This window comes from Bacillus thuringiensis (assembly GCF_001455345.1).
In the GTDB taxonomy this organism is placed as follows: domain Bacteria; phylum Bacillota; class Bacilli; order Bacillales; family Bacillaceae_G; genus Bacillus_A; species Bacillus_A thuringiensis_N.
The window spans coordinates 5,064,744-5,084,655 of sequence record NZ_CP013274.1 but is presented as its reverse complement, the minus strand read 5'-3'; the positions used below and the strand labels follow the sequence as shown (position 1 = coordinate 5,084,655).

Below are 19,912 nucleotides of genomic sequence, written 5' to 3'. Positions count from 1 at the left end.
ATATTACGTTTCTGTTAAATTTATGATAAAATCAGAAATTAGGTGTAAAAGAATTCGGGTGTAACCTGATTTTGAATATCGAGGAGGAAAAAACGGGAATGTTTGCGCGAGATATCGGAATTGACCTAGGTACGGCTAACGTATTAATCCATGTTAAAGGTAAGGGTATTGTATTAAATGAGCCATCTGTTGTTGCTATTGATCGTAACACAGGTAAAGTATTAGCAGTAGGTGAAGAAGCAAGAAGTATGGTGGGACGTACGCCTGGTAATATTGTAGCTATTCGTCCACTAAAAGATGGTGTAATCGCAGATTTCGAAATTACAGAAGCAATGTTAAAGTATTTCATTAACAAATTGGACGTAAAGAGCTTCTTTTCAAAACCTCGCATTTTAATTTGTTGTCCAACAAATATCACATCAGTAGAACAAAAAGCAATTCGTGAGGCTGCTGAACGTTCAGGTGGTAAAACAGTATTTTTAGAAGAAGAACCAAAAGTAGCCGCAGTTGGTGCTGGTATGGAAATCTTCCAACCAAGCGGTAACATGGTTGTTGATATTGGTGGAGGTACAACAGATATCGCTGTACTATCTATGGGTGATATTGTTACCTCTTCCTCTATCAAAATGGCTGGCGATAAGTTTGATATGGAGATCTTAAACTATGTTAAACGTAAGTATAAGCTATTAATTGGAGAACGTACTTCAGAAAATATTAAAATTAAAGTTGGTACAGTATTCCCAGGTGCACGTAGCGAAGAGCTTGAAATTCGCGGACGTGACATGGTAACTGGTTTACCACGTACAATTACAGTATGCTCTGAAGAAATTACAGAAGCACTAAAAGAAGACGCAGCTGTCATTGTACAAGCTGCAAAAGGTGTACTAGAGCGCACACCACCAGAATTATCGGCGGACATCATCGATCGCGGTGTTATTCTAACAGGCGGTGGAGCTTTATTACACGGTATCGACATGCTTCTAGCAGAAGAACTAAAAGTACCAGTATTAATTGCTGAAAACCCAATGCACTGCGTTGCGGTTGGTACGGGTATTATGTTAGAGAATATCGATAAATTACCAAAGCGTGCTTTACGATAAAAATACATTTAATTCTAAATAAAAAACCAGAAAGAAGCAATTCTTTTCTGGTTTTTTTATTTAATAAAACATACTGGAAAAACACTTACAAATAAGCGTTGTTAGCGCTTTCTTTATGTATATATTACATAAAATGCATATTAATTGTAATAGTTGGTCAATAAAAAGTATGTTATAATCGCTAGTGTGAATTTCGTGTGAACTTAATGTAAATAATTTGTAAATCTTGTTGATTTACATAGGGCTTTTGTTATTTGAATAATGATGCGGGGAAGGTCCTATTGTTTTTTTTTATATTCTTAGAAAAATGCGCAGGAGGACAATTAAATTATGAAAAAAGTAATTACATATGGAACATTTGACTTATTACACTGGGGACATATCAATCTGCTAAAGAGAGCAAAAGACTTGGGAGATTATCTTATCGTGGCTATATCCTCAGATGAATTTAATAAACTAAAGGGTAAAAAAGCATATCATAGTTATGAAAATCGAAAAATGATTTTAGAAGCGGTTCGTTACGTAGATGAAGTAATTCCTGAACATGAATGGGAACAAAAAGAAAAAGATGTTCAAGAGCATGATGTTGATTTATTTGTTATGGGTGATGATTGGGAAGGTGAATTTGATTTCCTAAAGTCTCATTGCGAAGTTAAGTATTTACCACGTACAGCGGGAATTTCAACGACAAAGATTAAGAAAGAATTATTACAAGTCGCTCAATGATGAAGGAAGCAATGCGTGAAATAGTTATTTATATATATTTGTTAATATTTAAAATACTATTTAACATATGTAAGTTTTTTCCGGTAAAAAAGAAAGTGACATTTGTTATTTCATATGGTGAAAATTTATTCCATTTGCAAGAAGAGATGATAAAGCAGCGAGTACAGGATGAGGTAGTTGTACTCTATAAATCGACATGTAAATATGATTTGGATAAATATAACCTTAAAAAGTATCGTTTTGAATCATTAAGTATTCGCGATACGATACTTTCTACATATCATTTGGCAACTTCAAAACATGTTTTGCTAGATAATTATTTTGGATGTTTATCGGCTGTACATTTTAAAGAAGGTGTACAATGTACACAGTTATGGCATGCTGCAGGTGCAATCAAAAAGTTTGGAGTTGAAATGTCAAGTGTGAAAGTGCGAACGAAAAGAGCACAAGCGCGTTTTTTGAAGGTATATAATCAATTCAATAAAATTGTTGTTGGCTCTGATTTACTAGCTGATATTTATAAACAGGCATTTCAACTTTCTGAGGAAAATATTGTACGAACAGGAATTCCACGTACAGATCTATTCTTTCAATTAGATAAACAGAACGAAGTAATCGTGGATTTAAAGAGCCAAAATGAGATGATTGGAAAGAAAAAGGTGATTTTATATGCCCCTACATTTCGGGAACAGGGGTTAATGGATTCTCATATTGAGTTAGATATTGATAATTTATATGAAAATCTTCATGATGAATATATTTTGATATTAAGGCTACATCCAGCTATAAGAAGAAAGATGGAAATATCTGATAAATATAAAGAGTTTGCATATGACTATTCATCCCATCCCAATATTAATGAGTTACTACTTATTACTGATATTTTAATTACGGACTACTCTTCTATTCCTTTTGAGTTTTCATTACTAAGAAAACCAATGATTTTTTATCCTTACGATTTAGAAATGTATGTGAAAGAAAGAGATTTTTGGTTTGAATATGAATCACTTGTACCAGGATATATTGCTAAGGATGAGAGCGATATAATTCGTTATATTAGGCAAGAGGATTATGATTTAGAGCGAGTTGATATTTTTGCAAAACATTGGAATCAATATTCTAATGGAGACGCAAGTAAACAATTAGTAAACTTGCTATTTAGTGAGCAATAAAAAAAGGAGAGTGAAGAAGAAAGAATGGATTTAGTTAGTGTAATAATTTCTGTCCATAATAAAGAAGATTATATTGAAAAATGCTTACAATCTGTAGTGGAACAAACACATCAAAATTTAGAAATCATCGTTATAAATGATGCTTCTACTGATAAGAGCAAGTTAATTATTGAGCAATTTACTAGAAAATATGCCCATGTTTACATGTATCAATTGAAAAAGCAATCAGGTGTTGCAAAAGCACGTAATCTTGGTGTGAATAAGGCGACAGGTGACTATATTTATTTTTTAGATGCAGATGATTTTATTACTCCTTATACATTGGAGCTATTTTTGAAGCATATTGGACCGTACAATACAATTGCAGGGAAAATCTTTAGAAATAATGTAGAAATTCCTGAATCAATTGAAGATGTACAGGTTCATTTTTATACAAAGGGACAGAAAACGAAAGCCTTACGCGGAAGAACCGCTGTTAACATTTTAATAAAGCGTAGTTTTATTAAAAGACATAAACTTCGATTTGATCAAAAGGTAGATTTCTTTTCTGATATTACTTTTTCAATCCCAGCTATTGTAAAAGTAAAAAAATTGCCGATGATTGATATTCCCACTTATATAAAAGGTGATTGTTATGAGCCAATTGAAAATCCAACATTAACACTGTTAGATGATCGTGAAAAAATTGGTGATTTTTTGTATGTCTATAACCAAATGAAGGATAGTTATGGGAAATATGTTAGTATTTCGCGTTATCTGGATCGTCAGCTAATGAATTTCTACTTTAAGAATATTAGTAAATGTGTCGCATCTAATACAGATGTTTGGATGAGATGGTTCAATGTATTAAGTGAGAGTATGAATAAATTAGAAAACTCATTAGTTCAAAAGAGGAATTTCTTTGAACGAAAGGAAATTGCAGCTATTCAAGAAGGTAAAGCAAATGCTGCACAAAAATGGATGAAGCGTAAAGATACGTATGTATCCTGGAAAAAGGCTTTTAAAACAAGACAAGGTCTTTATAAAGAAGTATATCATTCATTCCTTACGAAATTACCTCTTAAGCGGGATAGGGTTGTTTTTGAAAGTTTTGCTGGAAAAAGCTATTCTTGTAATCCGAGATATATTTATGAAGAAATGTTAAAACAATGTCCAGATATGAAGTTCATTTGGATATTTAATGATACTAAGAAAGATATTCCGGGTTCAGCGAAAAAAGTGAAACGATTAAGCTGGAGATATTATTATTATATGGCAACTTCTAAATATTGGGTAGCAAATGCACGTATGCCTGCATTTTTAGAAAAACGTCCAGAAACGATTTATTTACAAACGTGGCACGGTACACCACTAAAAAAACTGGCCTCGGATATGAAGGAAGTTCATATGCCAGGAACGACGACTGAAAAATATAAACGTAATTTCTTTAATGAATCTCGTAAATGGGATTATCTTGTTTCGCCAAATGATTACTCAACAGAAATTTTTAAACGTGCTTTTAAATTCGAGAAAGAAACATTAGATTTTGGATACCCACGTAATGATTTGTTGTATCATCCAAAAGAAGAGCAAACACAAATTGCTAAAGATATTAAGCAAAAAATCGGGATACCAACAGATAAAAAAGTTGTTTTATATGCGCCGACATGGCGGGATGATGAGTTTTATGAAAAAGGTAAATATAAATTCAATCTAAAGCTAGATTTACAAGAGATGCAAAGACGCCTTGGAGATAAATATGTTGTTGCATTACGTATGCATTATTTAATTGCAGAAAATATTGATATATCAGGGTTGGAAGAGTTTGTTTATAACTTATCAAATTATGAAGATATTGCTGAGCTATATGTAATCTCTGATGTTTTAATTACAGATTATTCTTCTGTATTCTTCGATTATGGTAATTTAGGTAAACCTATATTCTTCTTTACGTATGATATTGATAAATATCGTGATACATTGCGAGGTTTTTATTTCAATTTTGCAGAAGAAGCACCAGGTCCATTGTTAAAAACATCTAATGAAGTTATCGATGCAATTGAAAATATCGAGGAAATTGAAGCGGAGTACAAGGGGAAATTTGATCAGTTCTATAACAGGTTCTGTCATCTTGATGATGGAAATGCAGCAAAAAATATTGTACAAAAGGTGTTCAAGCTTAGTATTTAATATCAAAGTATTATGATGAGTAAAGGATAGCTTTTCCTATTTTTAGGTGCTATCCTGTCTTTCTTTACGAGGTAACACTGAGATTGTAGAACAATAGAGAAAGTTGAGGAAATGTGATGAATCATACAGTTACAGTCATCGGCGCTGGAAGTTGGGGTACAGCATTATCAATGGTATTGGCTGATAATGGTCATTTCGTGCGTATTTGGGGAAACAATGCTAAACAATTGCGTGAAATTAATGAACAGCATACAAATAAAATGTATCTACCAGACATTCAATTACCTGAAACGATTCATGGTTATGAAAGCTTACAAGAAGCTATGCAAGGTGTTGATAAGGTTCTTCTAGTTGTACCAACAAAGGCAATTCGGCCTGTATTGGCACAACTTCGCAATGTAATAGATCAGCCTATTACGATTGTTCATGCAAGTAAAGGAATAGAACCAGGAACATCTAAACGTATTTCGGAGATAATTGAGGAAGAAATGCCAGCAGAGTTATTAGAGGCAGTTGTTGTATTATCTGGTCCAAGTCATGCAGAGGAAGTGAGTTTACGTCATCCAACTACTGTTACATCTGCATCTCATAACTTACAGGCTGCAGAAATGATTCAAGATGTATTTATGAATCAGTATTTCCGTGTGTATACAAATCATGATGTATTAGGTGTAGAATTAGGCGGTGCTTTAAAGAACATTATCGCTCTTGGTGCAGGGATTAGTGATGGACTTGGTTATGGTGACAATGCAAAGGCAGCCCTTATTACACGTGGTTTAACAGAAATTACTCGTCTTGGTTGTACAATGGGAGCAACGCCTCTAACATTTGCTGGTCTTACAGGTGTGGGTGATTTAATTGTAACTTGTACGAGTGTGCATAGTCGAAATTGGCGTGCGGGTAACATGATTGGTAAAGGGAAAAAACTAGCAGATGTTTTGGATAGTATGGGTATGGTTGTTGAAGGAGTACGTACGGCAGAAGCAGCATATTACCTAGCGAAAGAGAAAAACATTGATATGCCAATTACGTTCGCAATTTATGATGTGCTATTTAATGGTGCAGATGCAAAAGAAGCAGTGGATACTCTAATGAACCGCATGGGCAAAGATGAACGAGATCTAGTCACGAAGCAATAAAGATGAGTATTTGGAAAAGGTTAAGAAAAACATCAATTGTCGTTACAGCATGTAAGTTTGTGTTTGCAATTTGTAGTAAAATTCCATATTGGAAAAAATATATTGTATTTGAAAGTTATTTAGGAAGGCAGTATAGCTGTAACCCGAAAGCAATCTATGAATATTTGGCTCAACAAAATACTAGCTTTCATATGGTATGGAGTGTTGACAAACGGTATGCAGATCAGTTTGAAGCACTTGGAATACCTTATGTAAAGCGGTTATCACTTCCGTGGTTTTTCTATATGGCAAAGGCTTCTTACTGGGTGACAAATAGTCGAATGCCGCTTTGGATGGCAAAACCAAGGCATACGAGCTATGTACAAACCTGGCATGGTACACCGTTAAAGAAATTAGCGCAAGATATGGAAGAAGTATATATGGCAGAAACGACAACGAAAAAATATAAGAATAATTTTTATTATGAATCACGCAAATGGGATTATTTATTATCGCCAAGTGCGTATGCAACAGAAAAATTTAAAAGTGCGTTTCAGTTTGAAAAAGAGATAGTTGAAGTAGGATATCCGCGTAATGACTTTTTATATACGCATAATCAGTCTGCTTATATTGAAGGAGCTAAGAAAAAACTTGGCTTGCCATTAGATAAAAAGGTTATTTTATACGCACCAACATGGCGGGATGATCAATTTGATGAAACAGGTAAATACACATTTGACTTACAATTAGATTTAGCGTATTTACAAGAGAAGCTCGGTGAGGATTATATTGTTCTATTACGAATGCATTACTTAGTTACAAGTGATTTTAATTTGTCAAAATATGAAAAATTTGTGTATGATGTTTCGAAGTATATTGATATAAACGAATTGTATCTGCTTGCAGATATGTTAATCACCGATTATTCCTCCGTTTTCTTTGATTACGCGAATTTGCGTAGACCAATAATTTTCTATACGTATGATATAGCTACTTATCGTGATAAACTACGAGGGTTTTATTTACAATTTGAAGAAGAGGCCCCAGGTCCAATTGTAATGACGACTGAGGAAGTAGTTTTGGCAATTAAGGGAATTGAACAAGATTGCTTAACGAATAAATTTACAACAACATACGAAGATTTTTATAATCGCTACTGCTATGTAGAAGATGGACAATCTTCTAAACGAGTAGTAGAGAAAATTTTCTTTAGAGAGGCATAATTCATATGAATGCAATGTTCATGATCATTAAGGAACAAGTAAACAACTTCTATTTAATGAAGCGTTTGTCTATCTACGAATTGAAAAGCGCAAATAACAATAACTATTTAGGAATGATTTGGGAAGTATTGAATCCCCTCATTCAAATGAGCATTTACTGGTTTGTATTTGGACTTGGTATACGAGGAGGGCAGGGAGTCGATGGTGTACCATTTGTATTTTGGTTATCATCGGGACTTGCCGTTTGGTTCTTCCTCAATCCGGCGGTTATGCAAGGTACTAAGTCGGTATATAAACGCATGAATATGGTTTCAAAAATGAGTTTTCCACTAAGTGTCATTCCGAGTTATGTTGTGTTATCAGTTTTTTATCAGCATATCATATTAGTAGCAATTGTGACATTTGCTTTTCTTCTTTCAGGAAAAGGAATAACGCTGCATTACTTGCAACTTCCATACTATATGATAGCAACTATTATGCTAGTGTTTGTAATTGTATTAATTACATCGACATTAGCAACGATTGTGCGCGATGTTCAAATTATCGTGCAAGCAGTTATGCGAATGATGTTATATATAACACCAATCTTATGGACTCCAGAAAAACTACCACCTGTGCTACAAACGGTGATGAAATTTAATCCATTTGCTTATGTTGTAGAAGGGTATCGAGGAGCGTTCCTTGGAACAAGTTGGTTTTATGAGAAAATAGCATACACATGTTATTTCTGGGGATGTGTTCTCGTTCTATTTCTGATTGGCGCGGCGCTGCATATTAAGTTCAGAAAATATTTTGTAGATTATTTATGATGAGGACTGTAAATAATGAACAATCCAGTAAAGTTTCATAACGTAACAAAAAAATATAAAATGCATAGTAAAAATGCCGATAGGCTAAAAGATATGCTATATCCAGGTGGTTTCGGAGAAGATTTTTATGCTTTACAAAATATCACATTTGAAGCAAGTCGGGGGGATGTTATCGGTGTAATTGGTGTAAATGGATCTGGAAAATCAACACTTTCTAATTTAATTGCCGGTATTACATTGCAAACTGGAGGCAAGATTACAACGAATGGCCAAGTTTCATTAATTGCAATTGCAGCTGGACTCAATAATCAATTAACAGGCCGTGAAAATATTGAACTAAAATGTTTAATGCTTGGTTTCACAAAGGAAGAAATTAAGCAAATGACACCAGAAATTATCGATTTTGCAGATATTGGAGCATTTATCGATATGCCAGTAAAAAAATACTCCAGTGGTATGAAATCACGTCTTGGATTTGCAATCTCTGTTAGTATTAATCCGGATATTCTCGTAATTGACGAAGCGTTATCTGTTGGAGATCAAACATTTGCGGATAAATGCTTACAACGTATGAATGAATTTAAAGAACAAGGTAAAACCATCTTCTTCGTGAGCCACTCTATAGGACAAGTAAAGCGTTTTTGTACAAAAGCATTGTGGCTTCAGTACGGTGAAATTCGGGGGTTTGGTCCGATAGATGAAATTATGCCACAGTATGAAATGTTTTTAAAAGAATACAAGGCTATGAGTAAAGAAGAACAGCAGCAATTTAAAGAAAGATCAGAACGAAAACAGGCGGGGAAAGATCTTGTAAAAGAACAGAGTGATGGGATAGCTGAATCAGTAGCTCCACAGATAGAGTATATACCATTTCAGTACCAAAAACGTATGCAAAAGAAGAAGTTTTCGTTCAAATGGCTTGGAATTATTCTTGCAGCTGTACTTTTGATAACAGCTGGTGGAATTACTTATAGCAAACGAGATCAGTGGTTTGCTTCTTCCCATAAACAAGAAGATAGTGTACAAGCAAAGCCAGAACAAAAGAAAGAAAACCCGCTGCAAAAAATTGATATAAGATATATAACAGCTGCTAAAGCTAATATTCGTAGTGGACCATCTGTGGGTAGTTCTAATGTTGAAAGGCTCGATTTCGGCCAACCTATTCTTGTAAAAGAAGTAAAACAAGATGATAGTGGTGAAGGGAACTGGCTGAAATTCATCCGTGCAGATGGAACAGAAGGTTGGGTGGGTGAATCAATTACAACGGCTGTTCCGTTTGATAGATTGTTATCTTATGATGATATAAAGCTCAAGCTTGAAAAACTTATTGAACAACCAGATATACTACAGCATGTGGCTACCGCATTTGGAAAAACAAAAAGCCAAATGAATGAATTTCAGGGACCAGCAATTGATGAAACAGTAGATGTTCATAAGACCATATACTATCGAAAGCTAGCGGTGGAATTAAACTCATCTGGAAAAGTGGTTTCCGTTATAATACAAAAACTATCTATTCCAGTAGAAACATTACTGCAAACATTAGGAACACCACAAATTCAGAGTCAAGATAATAGTACCTATATTTACCGTACAAACAAGTATGATTTCATATTTACGACATCAAATGGTGTTTCTATAGAACAGATTAAGGTGATTTCGGCAGAGGAGATGGCTGGATAATAAAGAAAAGGCAAAAGGAGTATCATTTTGCCTTTTTTTATATTCTACTTAATTTCAGAGATGGTTTTTGATAACTGTTTCATTAATTTATCTGCCACTTTTTTAGAAAGTTGCTTTGTCATTTTAGGAACAAATGGTTTTATCGCACCGTTAAAGACAAAGGCTCCTTTACCAGTTGTTCGCAATTCTAACTGACTTGTGACTTTTGTAGTAGAAGGAGAGATTGATTCAGCATGAAAAAAGCCACTGCCAATTATTTTTTTTGTTGGAGAAGTCAGCGTAAAGCTAATTCTATCAGGCATTTGCCATTCAATAATTTCAACATTTAGACTAACGTCTCGTTTAATAAATCCTAAATCACCGTGCAAACGCCAAGTTGAATGTTTGTCATCAATAATTTTATGTTTAACATAGCCCTGCGACTAGTGGAGCCCAATTGTTTATATCACTAATAAATTTCCAAATTTGATCTGTTGAAGCATTTAACTCTATAGTATGTATACCTTTTGCCATTTTCGGAGTCCTTTCTAAAAATAAAGGTATTTGAATAATTAGTTTAAAATCCTATATTCATTTTATTGTAATATAAACATGTAAATTTTATTACAAACATTTTTATTTTAATAATTTTTTTATTAAAATTTATATTTCTAAATATCACATTTAAGAGAATGTAAGAAAAATAGAGAAATCCTGAGTAATATTAGGGAATTAATACGAAAAAGGTCGAAAATTAGGTTTTAATTTCTTATTTTTGTCATATATAATAAATCTTGAATACGACATTAAGGCTTAATATATTTGATATAATTTGCCTTTCCCTAACTTGGGTATACACTCTTTTCAACCTCCGTGTCAGTGATAATATATTGAAAAGAGTGTATACATTTTTTTATTTAGAAGAGAAATTTTGAAATCCCTTTTTATAATGACAAATGAGATTTAAAATGGGATAATGATAGTATAACTTCTGGTGGTATGACCAATCTTGTGTAAGGAGAGAAGTGTATGCTAGATATTCAACAAATTAAAGAAATAATTCCTCATCGTTATCCATTTCTACTAGTGGATAAAGTTTTAGAAGTAGAAGAAGGAAAGCGTGCTATTGGGATAAAGAATGTTACAGCTAATGAAGAATTTTTTAATGGGCATTTTCCAGATTATCCTGTAATGCCAGGTGTTTTAATTGTAGAGGCGTTAGCACAAGTTGGTGCTGTTGCTATGTTGAAGAAAGAAGAGAATCGTGGTCGCTTGGCATTCTTCGCAGGCATCGATAATTGCCGTTTTAAACGACAAGTCCGTCCAGGTGATCAGCTTCGTTTAGAAGTTGAAATGACGCGTGTACGTGGAACAATTGGGAAAGGTAAAGCCGTCGCAACTGTAAATGGTGAAATAGTTTGTGAAGCTGAGATCACATTTGCGCTAGGTGATAAAAAAGAGTAAATGTAAAAAGGTGGTATTGTCAAAGAGACCTATTGCTCTTGGACTACCACCTTTTTGTTTATTTTAATCTAAAGCCTAAATTAGAATTAATTGTTGTATAGAATCTAAAGTTACGATTGGCATATTTTAATTGATTATCATTTAGTTTTGTAATGCTACATTTCTTATAATCTTTATAGCGAAGGAATATTGCATAGCTTGCAGAAGGGAATTGATTTAAGACGTCAAGCTTAACCTCTATTTTTGCTTCTCCATGCTCATTTATATGAACTGGTACAGAAAATTCATTATTTATATCATGTCGGTCTTTAAAAATAACATCAGTAATTTCATTTATATAATCTCCATATACTAGGAATTCTGCTTTATATGTATCTTCATAGAATTGGTCATACTTAAAAGCAGCAAGCATTGGGACACGAATATGTTTCAATTTTCCTTTTAGGATAGAAACCATATATGGTAAGTTGTCTTTAATCACGTATTTTTTAATTTTTTCTTGTTTATCCCATTTAAATAAGGTAGCGATATCTTCATACTGTTCTTTCAGGAATAGTTGATAAGCAACCTTATTTATTGGATGGAAGAAATTTTGTGAAAAATCATATCGTAAATCTTTTGTTGTTTTTAGTACTTTATTAAATGTATCAATATATGCTTGTTTATCTTTACTTCTAAAGAAATGATAGCGATTAAAGAGTCTTGTAATGGAATCAAATTCATAAAGACGATTCAAAATTATTTTTTCTTCATTGACTGGCAAGTTTTTTTGAATCACATATTTAATAACAGCAATGTTACTGTCCATTTTTTGAATGACGTCTGTTTGTGTTGTTAACGAATTGTTATTTTCATCTAGACGATTTACGTAATAGATTGTTTTTGAAGTTGTAGAAATTGATTTTGAATGGATGAGTACATCTATGAAAAACTGTTTGTCTTCTGCAAACTTCATTTCAGGGTATTTAATGTTATTTTCTTTAATAACACTGGCTCTCATTAAACGGGCGCATGGTCCTAAATGCTGGAACATATTCGGGATTGAAAATGGTGAAACACTCCTTCGCTCTTTACAAGATTGATGTTCACCGACAATACTAGAGCCGTCAGACTCGACCTTAATAGTTTTACCAACAGCATAATCATCTTTCGTTTCTTCTAATATGTTATACAAAGTTTCTAGTCCATCGACTTCAAGATAATCATCTGAATCTAAGAAAGTAATATATTCAGAGGTAGATAGTTCGATTCCTAAATTACGAGGAACCGCAGGAGTCCCTGTATTCTCGGCAAGATATACGACAATGATATTTTTGTGATCATTTGCATATCTCAATAATATATTTCTAGACGAGTCTGTTGAAGCATCATCTACAAGAATATATTGGATATTTTCGAAGCCAATGCTTTGATTTATGACAGATTCAATTGTTTTCTTTAAGTCCTTTTCTGCATTGTATACAGGTGTTATAACTGTAAGCTTATTTTTATAAGAAAGTGCATGTGAGTTCTTGATGTAGTAGCCTTTTTTATTATATACAATGTTTATTTGTTCGTTTGTCTCTTTATTAGCTACTTCTAAGTTATGGATATTTGACATTCGTGTAACACCAACCTTTTTATACTATACTAAATATCATAACATAATTTGCGAAGTGTTTTTGGAGAGGAGAGGTAACATAATTTGATTTAAGGTGTGGATAAATATTAGGGTGAAGAAGAGAAAGGATAAAGGTATGTTGTAGTTAAGCCCCTTTATTTTTAAACGAATGATGGATTAAAGAATATAGGGTATTTGAAAAAAATAACTGAAGTTGGAAAAAAGATATTAAAATATTTAAGGGTAAAGTTAACATTTGCAATAAAAAAGATATTGTAAACGAAGTTTTATAAACATGCAGATCAATTAATGATTTATTCATCAATAATACTAATAATAATGCATTCTCAATGTTATGGGAGATGAAAAAAATTAGATTTCTTAATAGAATATTTGTAATTTTAACTAACAATTTTCTCGACCATTCTTGCTATACTAATGTAAGTTTTGTAATATATTAAATAATTGTCGAATATTAAAGGACATGAATTGTGGAAATAATATATAACGTGCTTTTTAGCTAACTAATGATTTGAATTTTAGGTAGATACGAAAAATGGTATATCATCATATGATTTTTATGGTAGAATCTTATTCCATATTTAATAGACATGTAATTTTATTATAGAGAAATCTATGCAGGGTGATGAAAGAAAGAAGGTTACAATAATGAAAAAGAAAATTTTATTTTGGGTACTCGGTATTCTTGGGGTACTAATCATAGGTGGAGGAATTTATGCCTATAATGTATATTCTTCTGTATCTAATACATTAAAGGAAGTTCATCAACCTTTAAAACGTGATCAAAACAACAATAAAGTTGGAGAAAAAGTTAGCAAGAGTGAACCAGTTTCAATTTTACTACTAGGAGCAGATGAGCGCGGTGATGACAAAGGGCGTTCAGATTCTTTAATGGTGATTACATTAAATCCTAAAAATAACTCTATGAAAACAGTAAGTATTCCTCGTGATACTTACACAGAAATTGTTGGAAAAGGCAAAAGCGATAAAATCAATCATGCTTATGCATTCGGCGGAGTAGATATGTCTGTAGCGACCGTAGAAAACTTCTTGAATGTTCCTATTAATTATTATATTGAAGTGAACATGGAAGGCTTTAAAGATATCGTTGATGCAGTCGGTGGAGTAGATGTAACTAATGATTTAGAATTTACGCAGGATGGAAATCATTTTGCGAAAGGAAATATTCATTTAACAGGTGATCAAGCTTTAGCATTCACACGTATGCGTAAACAAGACCCACGTGGTGACTTTGGTCGTCAAATGCGCCAACGTCAAGTGATGCAAGGTGTTATCAAAAAAGGTGCAAGCTTCTCTTCTTTAACAGGTTATGGCGATGTGTTAACAGCAATTCAAAAGAATGTGAAGACAAATTTAACGCAAGATCAAATGTTTGATATGCAAAAGAACTATAAAGATTGCTTGAAAAATAGTGAGGATATTCAAATCCCAGGTGACGGTCACAAGGCAGCTGATGGCATTTGGTATTACTATGTTCCAGATGCAGCAAAACAAGATTTAACGAATAAATTAAGAACGCATCTTGAAGTGACTAAGTAATGATTCAACGTCTTTAGACAAAGTGCTAAAGGCCACGAAGTTTGGGCACAATATGTAACGGATTATTTCGTTGCTAAGTAATAAAGGTACACAAAAGGTATACGAGCAATCGTATACCTTTTATAATAAGAGAGTGAATAAGAAATCCTAATATATGTAGGAGGAAGACTATGAATTCAATTCTAATCTGCGGCGGAGCTGGTTATATCGGTTCTCATGCTGTGAAAAAATTAGTAGACGAAGGTTTATCTGTAGTAGTAGTAGATAACTTACAAACGGGTCATGAGGATGCAATTACGGAAGGTGCGAAGTTTTATAATGGCGACCTTCGTGATAAAGCATTTTTAAGAGATGTTTTTACACAAGAAAATATTGAGGCTGTTATGCATTTCGCAGCTGATTCTTTAGTTGGAGTTAGTATGGAGAAGCCTCTTCAATATTATAATAACAATGTGTATGGTGCACTTTGCTTATTAGAGGTAATGGATGAGTTTAAGGTAGATAAGTTTATTTTCTCTTCTACTGCGGCGACGTATGGTGAGGTAGATGTAGACCTTATTACTGAGGAAACGATGACAAATCCAACGAATACGTATGGAGAAACGAAGTTAGCAATCGAGAAGATGCTTCATTGGTATAGCCAAGCTTCTAATTTACGTTATAAGATTTTCAGATACTTTAACGTGGCTGGTGCAACTCCAAATGGTATTATTGGAGAAGATCATCGTCCAGAGACGCATTTAATTCCTCTTGTATTGCAAGTGGCGTTAGGTCAACGTGAGAAGATTATGATGTTTGGTGATGATTATAATACACCAGATGGTACTTGTATCCGTGATTATATTCATGTTGAAGATTTAGTTGCAGCTCACTTCTTAGGACTTAAGGACCTACAGAACGGCGGAGAGAGTGATTTCTATAACTTAGGAAATGGTAATGGTTTCAGTGTAAAAGAAATCGTTGATGCAGTTCGTGAAGTTACAAATCATGAAATTCCTGCTGAAGTAGCACCACGTCGTGCGGGAGATCCAGCACGTTTAGTTGCTTCTTCTCAGAAAGCGAAAGAGAAATTAGGTTGGGATCCTCAGTATGTAAATGTGAAGACAATCATTGAGCATGCTTGGAATTGGCATCAGAAGAAACCGAATGGGTATGAGAAATAAAGTGAAACTTTAATAAGTGAAAGAGGGGTATTGTCGTTCAATATATGTTCGACAATACCCTCTCTTTTTTTGTATGATTTTTGCTATACTAAACTGTACTATAATACAGGATGGAAGGAGGAGAATAATGAAGATACTTGTAGTTGATGATGAATCGAGTATTCGTAATTTGATTCGGATGCAGTTGGAGATGGAAGGTTATGAAGTATTGACAGCGGCTGACGGGAGAGAAGCTTTAGAGAAATGGAATGAAGGGCCGGATGTATTGATTTTGGATGTTATGCTTCCAGATACAGATGGGTATGAATTACTTCGTCTGTTCCGTGAGAAGGATAGGGATATTCCAGTACTCATGTTAACTGCGAAGAGTCAGATGAATGATAAATTGCTTGGCTTGCAGCTTGGGGCGGATGATTATGTGACGAAGCCATTTAATTATGCGGAGCTTATTCTTCGGGTCAAGAATATGGCGCGACGTGTGAAGAAGAAAGAGGTAACGGTAAGTCATGAGGTAATCGAGGCGGGAGAGATAACGATCTGTCCTAAGGAAAGAAAAGTGCATGTTAGTGGACAAGAAATTCAGTTAACGTACAGAGAGTTTAATTTATGTCAGTTGTTTGTTTCCAATCCGCAGCGTGTATTTATGAGAGATGAGTTGCTTGAGAAAGTATGGGGGTTTGAGTATATCGGAAATACGAGAGCGGTTGATATTATGGTGCAAAGACTGCGAAAGAAGCTAGGGAATAGCGGGGAATATATTAAAACAATTTATGGCGTTGGCTATAAACTAGATTGTTAAGTGGTGATGGTATGTCTTTAAAAAGAAATATGGTGTTTGGAATAGTTGGACTGTTAATCCCAATTTTTGTTCTTTTGTACGGAGTTGTTTATATTACGTTAGAAAAGAATATGTATCATAACGCGGCAAATTCTTTAGAAAAGTTAAGTGTAGAAGCACAAATTTACACGATGAATTATTTAGAGAAGGAAGCAGAGGTGGAGACGCTCGGTCCTAATTCACTTTTAATTGCTTCGTATTTAGCAAAGCGCATGGATGTCCGTGTACAGATGATTGGGAAGAATGGAGATGTTGTTGCGGATACACAAAAAGGAGCACTTCTTCACCGGAATATTGATATTGAGAGCTCTTTGAAGGGGAAGAAATCTTATGTTTTTGAAGAGGGAGACCCAGCTCCAATTCTTTTGTTTTCAAGCCCAGTTTATTATGGAAACGATGTCATTGGAAGTGTTCGTTTTATAAATGAGTTAACAGGTGAGAAAGAGGTTTTAACGAATGTTGGCTGGACGTTCTTAATGACGTCTCTTTGTCTAGTAGCTGCGGGTATTTTCTTTGCAATTCGTTTGGCAAAGTCTCTCCACAAGCCGATTGATCAGTTAAGACAAATGGCGCACCGGCTGGCGAATGGTGATTATAAAAGTAAGATTGAGCTAAATGAATATGTGGAAATTGCTCAGCTTTCCGCATCTTTTAATGCGATGGCTGATGGAATTGAGCTGCATATTAAGCAATTGAAAGAGGAGAAAGAGAAGCAGAAAGATTTCTTAGACCGTATTACGCATGAGCTGAAAACACCGCTAACGGCGATTATTGGCTATGTGGATTTAATTCCGAAGTTACAATCAAAGGACGATGTACAGGAGAGTCTTCGTTATGTGGCTGTAGAAAGTGAGCGTTTATTGTCACTTGTAGAAGAATTACTTAAGTCTTCAAAGTACGGGACGAGTACGTTTGAAGTGTCACCTACAGTTGTGAATATAAAGGAATTAGCCGAAGAAGCAGTTTCAATTGTGAAACCTCGCCTGCATAAATTTGAGATTGAAGTTATAAATGAGTTAACAGATGTACATGTTGTTGCGGATTTCGATAAGACGAAACAGATCTTCTTAAACGTGCTTGATAATGCGATAAAATATAGCGATGCTACGCAAATTCGTATGAATGTTATTGTAAATGAACGTGAGGCGAAGGTTTTTGTTCATGATGATGGCATTGGTATAGATGAAGGTGTGCTTGCAGAGTGGAATGAATCGCCAAAAGGGAAGGTACTTCCTTCTAGCTACGGGAATGGTTACGGTTTGTATATTTGTCAGGAGATTATGAATAAGCAGGGCGGAAGTATGCGGATTGAGAGTAGTGAAGAAATAGGCACTACAATATTTATCACATTCTTGCTTCCGAGACGGATGGAAGACATAAAAAACTTGAAAGCGGTTAAATGATACATTTATGAAACAATTATGCGGTATTTTCGAAACAACGTTTTTTTATCTTGGAGGTAGGCAGAAATGAAAAGGCTATCATTTCAAATTCTTATGTTTGTCCTTTGTATAATTGTTTCTCTTATTTTGTTTTATGTGATGGAGAAGCAAATATATAATCGAATCACAATAGTGAATGACAAACAAACTGTTTTACAAAGAGTGAATGAATCCCTGCCTACTGAAATGAAGGTTAGGCATGAAAAGTGGGGAGAAATTGTTATAACGGATGAAGTTCGTTTGCATACGATTGTTTCATTCTTTGACCAAATTCAATTAAATCCGAGAGAAGCTAAGATTCAAGAACAAGTATTTACTGGAGAAGTAACGTACTTGAATGGACATAAACGTACTTTTGCAGTAGGTGACTTGTTCCAGTACGGGGCTGATATGTACGGAAAGAATGGTACGGATCCAATGATTTCAGCATTTCAAACGTATTTGTTAAGCCTGTATTACACACCAGATCGTATTAGTGATTTCTTTGCGTCAGCACAGGATGTTATAGTACGCCAAGGTGATGTAGAACGTGCGATGAATCTTACGCACATACTTGATTCGATTCGGTACGCAAAACAAATTACAGATTACGGAGAAATACAGAAATTATTACAATCACAGAATGAACCGATTGCTTATATTACCGCTTATAAAACAGGGAAGCGTATAAAGAATGAGCGTGAAGACATTCTTACTATTTCTGTATATCCGTCGTACTTTGTTGTGCAATATCTCGGTGATAATAATGGGAATGTCATGTATATGAAAAGCTCCCTCGCAAATTTATTTGTAAAGGAGAATGTGTCATGAGAAAGATAGCCTTTTTCTTCTTTTTGCTAGTAATCGGAGGAGCGATGTCTAGTTGCTCTCGAGATACAACCTCTATTAAATATAATAAAAGTGGTCTCCCTATTTTGGATGATCGTCATCTTGTTGCGTACGTGGCGGCCCGCGAGGAAGTTGGGGAAGCTTTGCTTTCATCATTTTGTAAACCACGCGGTTGTACGTATGAATTTATTCGTCTTTCGACAGAAGAGCTTCTTCGGAGGGTAGAAGAGGAAGCTGGAAATCCGAAAGCTGATATTATTATTGGCGGTACGGTAGACGCGCATCAAATGATGAAGCAAAAAAATCTATCTATTCCTGTTACGAGTCAGCATGCGAACCGTATTTCAAAAACTGTTAAAGATAAGGACGGTTATTGGTACGGTTATGAAGTAGAGAAACTGGCAATTGCGATTAATAAAGAGCGGTGGAATGAAGAAATAGCACCGCTCGGACTTCCCTATCCATCAAGGTGGAAAGACTTGTTAAATCCAGTATATAAGGGAAAGATTGTTATGCCGGATCCAAATGTTTCAGGTACAGCATATACGTTTTTTCAATCACTTATTGATACTTTAGGTGAAGAGGAAGCGAAGGAATATGTGAAGAACCTTGCAGGGCAAATTGGAGAAGTAACAGTGAATGGTTACATACCGGCAGAACTTGTTGCGAGTGGTGAATATATGGTAGGCATCAATTTCATGGGAGATCAGAGAATGCTTCAAAAGCGAGGCTTTCCTATTTTAAGTAACGAACCTGAGCAAACAGGATTATCTGTTAATGCGATTTCGAAACTAAAACGTGCACCGAATGGTATTATTGTGGATTTATTTATTGATTATTGTTTATCAGAAGAAGCGGGGCACATTTTAGAAAAAGTTTCGTTTGGCGTACCAACGATGTTTGCGAAGAATGAGAAAGAAATAGAAGGGCAGCCGGTTAGAAGAACGAACCAAAATATATCAAATAGCGGAATAATCGAGATATGGAATAGACAGCGTCTCTCTCAGAAGTGAGAAA

At 34.6% G+C, this 19,912-nt stretch carries 16 protein-coding genes and 1 pseudogene; 15 read left to right on the top strand and 2 right to left on the bottom strand.

Annotated elements, in window-relative coordinates; genetic code table 11:
* Positions 1 to 98: 98 nt before the first annotated feature.
* The 8 genes from ATN06_RS26750 to tagH all read left to right on the top strand — a co-directional run bounded on the left by ATN06_RS26750 (position 99) and on the right by tagH (position 10,000).
* On the top strand, positions 99 to 1,100 hold the full coding sequence (locus tag ATN06_RS26750; protein WP_060632938.1) for a rod shape-determining protein: 1,002 nt from the start codon (positions 99 to 101) through the stop codon (positions 1,098 to 1,100).
* A 330-nt stretch (positions 1,101 to 1,430) separates the two neighbouring features.
* Positions 1,431 to 1,826: a glycerol-3-phosphate cytidylyltransferase gene (tagD, locus tag ATN06_RS26745; RefSeq protein ID WP_046960126.1), complete on the top strand. Its 396-nt coding sequence runs from the start codon at positions 1,431 to 1,433 to the stop codon at positions 1,824 to 1,826.
* 11 nt (positions 1,827 to 1,837) lie between these two features.
* Positions 1,838 to 2,998, top strand: coding sequence for a CDP-glycerol glycerophosphotransferase family protein (locus tag ATN06_RS26740; RefSeq protein WP_060633204.1), 1,161 nt, complete (start codon positions 1,838 to 1,840; stop codon positions 2,996 to 2,998).
* Between the two features lie 24 nt (positions 2,999 to 3,022).
* The gene (locus ATN06_RS26735) at positions 3,023 to 5,167 is read left to right on the top strand and encodes a bifunctional glycosyltransferase/CDP-glycerol:glycerophosphate glycerophosphotransferase (protein WP_060632937.1); all 2,145 of its coding nucleotides are present in this window, start codon (positions 3,023 to 3,025) and stop codon (positions 5,165 to 5,167) included.
* A gap of 116 nt (positions 5,168 to 5,283) precedes the next feature.
* Positions 5,284 to 6,306 (top strand): NAD(P)H-dependent glycerol-3-phosphate dehydrogenase, encoded by a 1,023-nt coding sequence (locus ATN06_RS26730; RefSeq protein ID WP_060632936.1) that lies wholly within the window; start codon positions 5,284 to 5,286, stop codon positions 6,304 to 6,306.
* A gap of 2 nt (positions 6,307 to 6,308) precedes the next feature.
* Positions 6,309 to 7,508 (top strand): CDP-glycerol glycerophosphotransferase family protein, encoded by a 1,200-nt coding sequence (locus ATN06_RS26725; protein ID WP_060632935.1) that lies wholly within the window; start codon positions 6,309 to 6,311, stop codon positions 7,506 to 7,508.
* A 5-nt stretch (positions 7,509 to 7,513) separates the two neighbouring features.
* The gene (locus ATN06_RS26720; RefSeq protein WP_060632934.1) at positions 7,514 to 8,317 is read left to right on the top strand and encodes an ABC transporter permease; all 804 of its coding nucleotides are present in this window, start codon (positions 7,514 to 7,516) and stop codon (positions 8,315 to 8,317) included.
* Positions 8,318 to 8,332: 15 nt separating this feature from the next.
* Positions 8,333 to 10,000 carry a teichoic acids export ABC transporter ATP-binding subunit TagH gene (tagH, locus tag ATN06_RS26715; RefSeq protein WP_060632933.1) on the top strand — a complete coding sequence of 556 codons (1,668 nt, stop codon included), beginning with the start codon at positions 8,333 to 8,335 and terminating at the stop codon, positions 9,998 to 10,000.
* Between the two features lie 44 nt (positions 10,001 to 10,044).
* Here tagH and ATN06_RS26710 read toward each other — a convergent pair.
* Positions 10,045 to 10,513 (bottom strand): annotated as a pseudogene (locus ATN06_RS26710) (CoxG family protein).
* Positions 10,514 to 11,008: 495 nt separating this feature from the next.
* Between ATN06_RS26710 and fabZ the strand changes: the two are divergent.
* Positions 11,009 to 11,443, top strand: coding sequence for a 3-hydroxyacyl-ACP dehydratase FabZ (gene fabZ / locus ATN06_RS26705; protein WP_060632932.1), 435 nt, complete (start codon positions 11,009 to 11,011; stop codon positions 11,441 to 11,443).
* A gap of 58 nt (positions 11,444 to 11,501) precedes the next feature.
* Here the strand turns inward: fabZ and ATN06_RS26700 are convergent, their stop codons facing one another.
* Entirely contained in the window at positions 11,502 to 13,043 is a 1,542-nt protein-coding gene (locus ATN06_RS26700) for a glycosyltransferase family 2 protein (RefSeq protein WP_088115951.1), read from the bottom strand.
* Between the two features lie 669 nt (positions 13,044 to 13,712).
* Between ATN06_RS26700 and lytR the strand changes: the two genes are divergently transcribed.
* From lytR to ATN06_RS26670, 6 genes are all read left to right on the top strand, one after another.
* Positions 13,713 to 14,624: a polyisoprenyl-teichoic acid--peptidoglycan teichoic acid transferase TagU gene (lytR, locus tag ATN06_RS26695; RefSeq protein ID WP_060632931.1), complete on the top strand. Its 912-nt coding sequence runs from the start codon at positions 13,713 to 13,715 to the stop codon at positions 14,622 to 14,624.
* Positions 14,625 to 14,794: 170 nt separating this feature from the next.
* A complete protein-coding gene (gene galE, locus ATN06_RS26690; protein ID WP_001084647.1) occupies positions 14,795 to 15,787 on the top strand; it encodes a UDP-glucose 4-epimerase GalE in 993 nt (330 codons plus the stop codon).
* 127 nt (positions 15,788 to 15,914) lie between these two features.
* Positions 15,915 to 16,586, top strand: coding sequence for a response regulator transcription factor (locus ATN06_RS26685; RefSeq protein WP_060632930.1), 672 nt, complete (start codon positions 15,915 to 15,917; stop codon positions 16,584 to 16,586).
* An 11-nt stretch (positions 16,587 to 16,597) separates the two neighbouring features.
* Positions 16,598 to 18,028 (top strand): HAMP domain-containing sensor histidine kinase, encoded by a 1,431-nt coding sequence (locus ATN06_RS26680; RefSeq protein ID WP_060632929.1) that lies wholly within the window; start codon positions 16,598 to 16,600, stop codon positions 18,026 to 18,028.
* 66 nt (positions 18,029 to 18,094) lie between these two features.
* Positions 18,095 to 18,877: a DUF3919 family protein gene (locus tag ATN06_RS26675; protein WP_060632928.1), complete on the top strand. Its 783-nt coding sequence runs from the start codon at positions 18,095 to 18,097 to the stop codon at positions 18,875 to 18,877.
* Positions 18,874 to 19,908 carry an ABC transporter substrate-binding protein gene (locus ATN06_RS26670; protein ID WP_060632927.1) on the top strand — a complete coding sequence of 345 codons (1,035 nt, stop codon included), beginning with the start codon at positions 18,874 to 18,876 and terminating at the stop codon, positions 19,906 to 19,908. Before ATN06_RS26675 ends, ATN06_RS26670 begins: the two co-directional genes overlap by 4 nt.
* The last annotated feature ends 4 nt before the right edge of the window (positions 19,909 to 19,912 follow it).

Excerpts from the sequence above, each read along its gene's own strand:
- galE (WP_001084647.1), top strand. The coding sequence starts at position 14,795 with ATGAATTCAATTCTAATCTGCGGCGGAGCTGGTTATATCGGTTCTCAT.
- ATN06_RS26725 (WP_060632935.1), top strand. The coding sequence starts at position 6,309 with ATGAGTATTTGGAAAAGGTTAAGAAAAACATCAATTGTCGTTACAGCA.
- fabZ (WP_060632932.1), top strand. The coding sequence starts at position 11,009 with ATGCTAGATATTCAACAAATTAAAGAAATAATTCCTCATCGTTATCCA.
- ATN06_RS26730 (WP_060632936.1), top strand. The coding sequence starts at position 5,284 with ATGAATCATACAGTTACAGTCATCGGCGCTGGAAGTTGGGGTACAGCA.
- ATN06_RS26675 (WP_060632928.1), top strand. The coding sequence starts at position 18,095 with ATGAAAAGGCTATCATTTCAAATTCTTATGTTTGTCCTTTGTATAATT.
- ATN06_RS26680 (WP_060632929.1), top strand. The coding sequence starts at position 16,598 with ATGTCTTTAAAAAGAAATATGGTGTTTGGAATAGTTGGACTGTTAATC.
- tagH (WP_060632933.1), top strand. The coding sequence starts at position 8,333 with ATGAACAATCCAGTAAAGTTTCATAACGTAACAAAAAAATATAAAATG.
- tagD (WP_046960126.1), top strand. The coding sequence starts at position 1,431 with ATGAAAAAAGTAATTACATATGGAACATTTGACTTATTACACTGGGGA.
- ATN06_RS26735 (WP_060632937.1), top strand. The coding sequence starts at position 3,023 with ATGGATTTAGTTAGTGTAATAATTTCTGTCCATAATAAAGAAGATTAT.
- ATN06_RS26740 (WP_060633204.1), top strand. The coding sequence starts at position 1,838 with ATGCGTGAAATAGTTATTTATATATATTTGTTAATATTTAAAATACTA.
- ATN06_RS26670 (WP_060632927.1), top strand. The coding sequence starts at position 18,874 with ATGAGAAAGATAGCCTTTTTCTTCTTTTTGCTAGTAATCGGAGGAGCG.
- ATN06_RS26720 (WP_060632934.1), top strand. The coding sequence starts at position 7,514 with ATGAATGCAATGTTCATGATCATTAAGGAACAAGTAAACAACTTCTAT.
- lytR (WP_060632931.1), top strand. The coding sequence starts at position 13,713 with ATGAAAAAGAAAATTTTATTTTGGGTACTCGGTATTCTTGGGGTACTA.
- ATN06_RS26750 (WP_060632938.1), top strand. The coding sequence starts at position 99 with ATGTTTGCGCGAGATATCGGAATTGACCTAGGTACGGCTAACGTATTA.
- ATN06_RS26700 (WP_088115951.1), bottom strand. The coding sequence starts at position 13,043 with ATGTCAAATATCCATAACTTAGAAGTAGCTAATAAAGAGACAAACGAA.
- ATN06_RS26685 (WP_060632930.1), top strand. The coding sequence starts at position 15,915 with ATGAAGATACTTGTAGTTGATGATGAATCGAGTATTCGTAATTTGATT.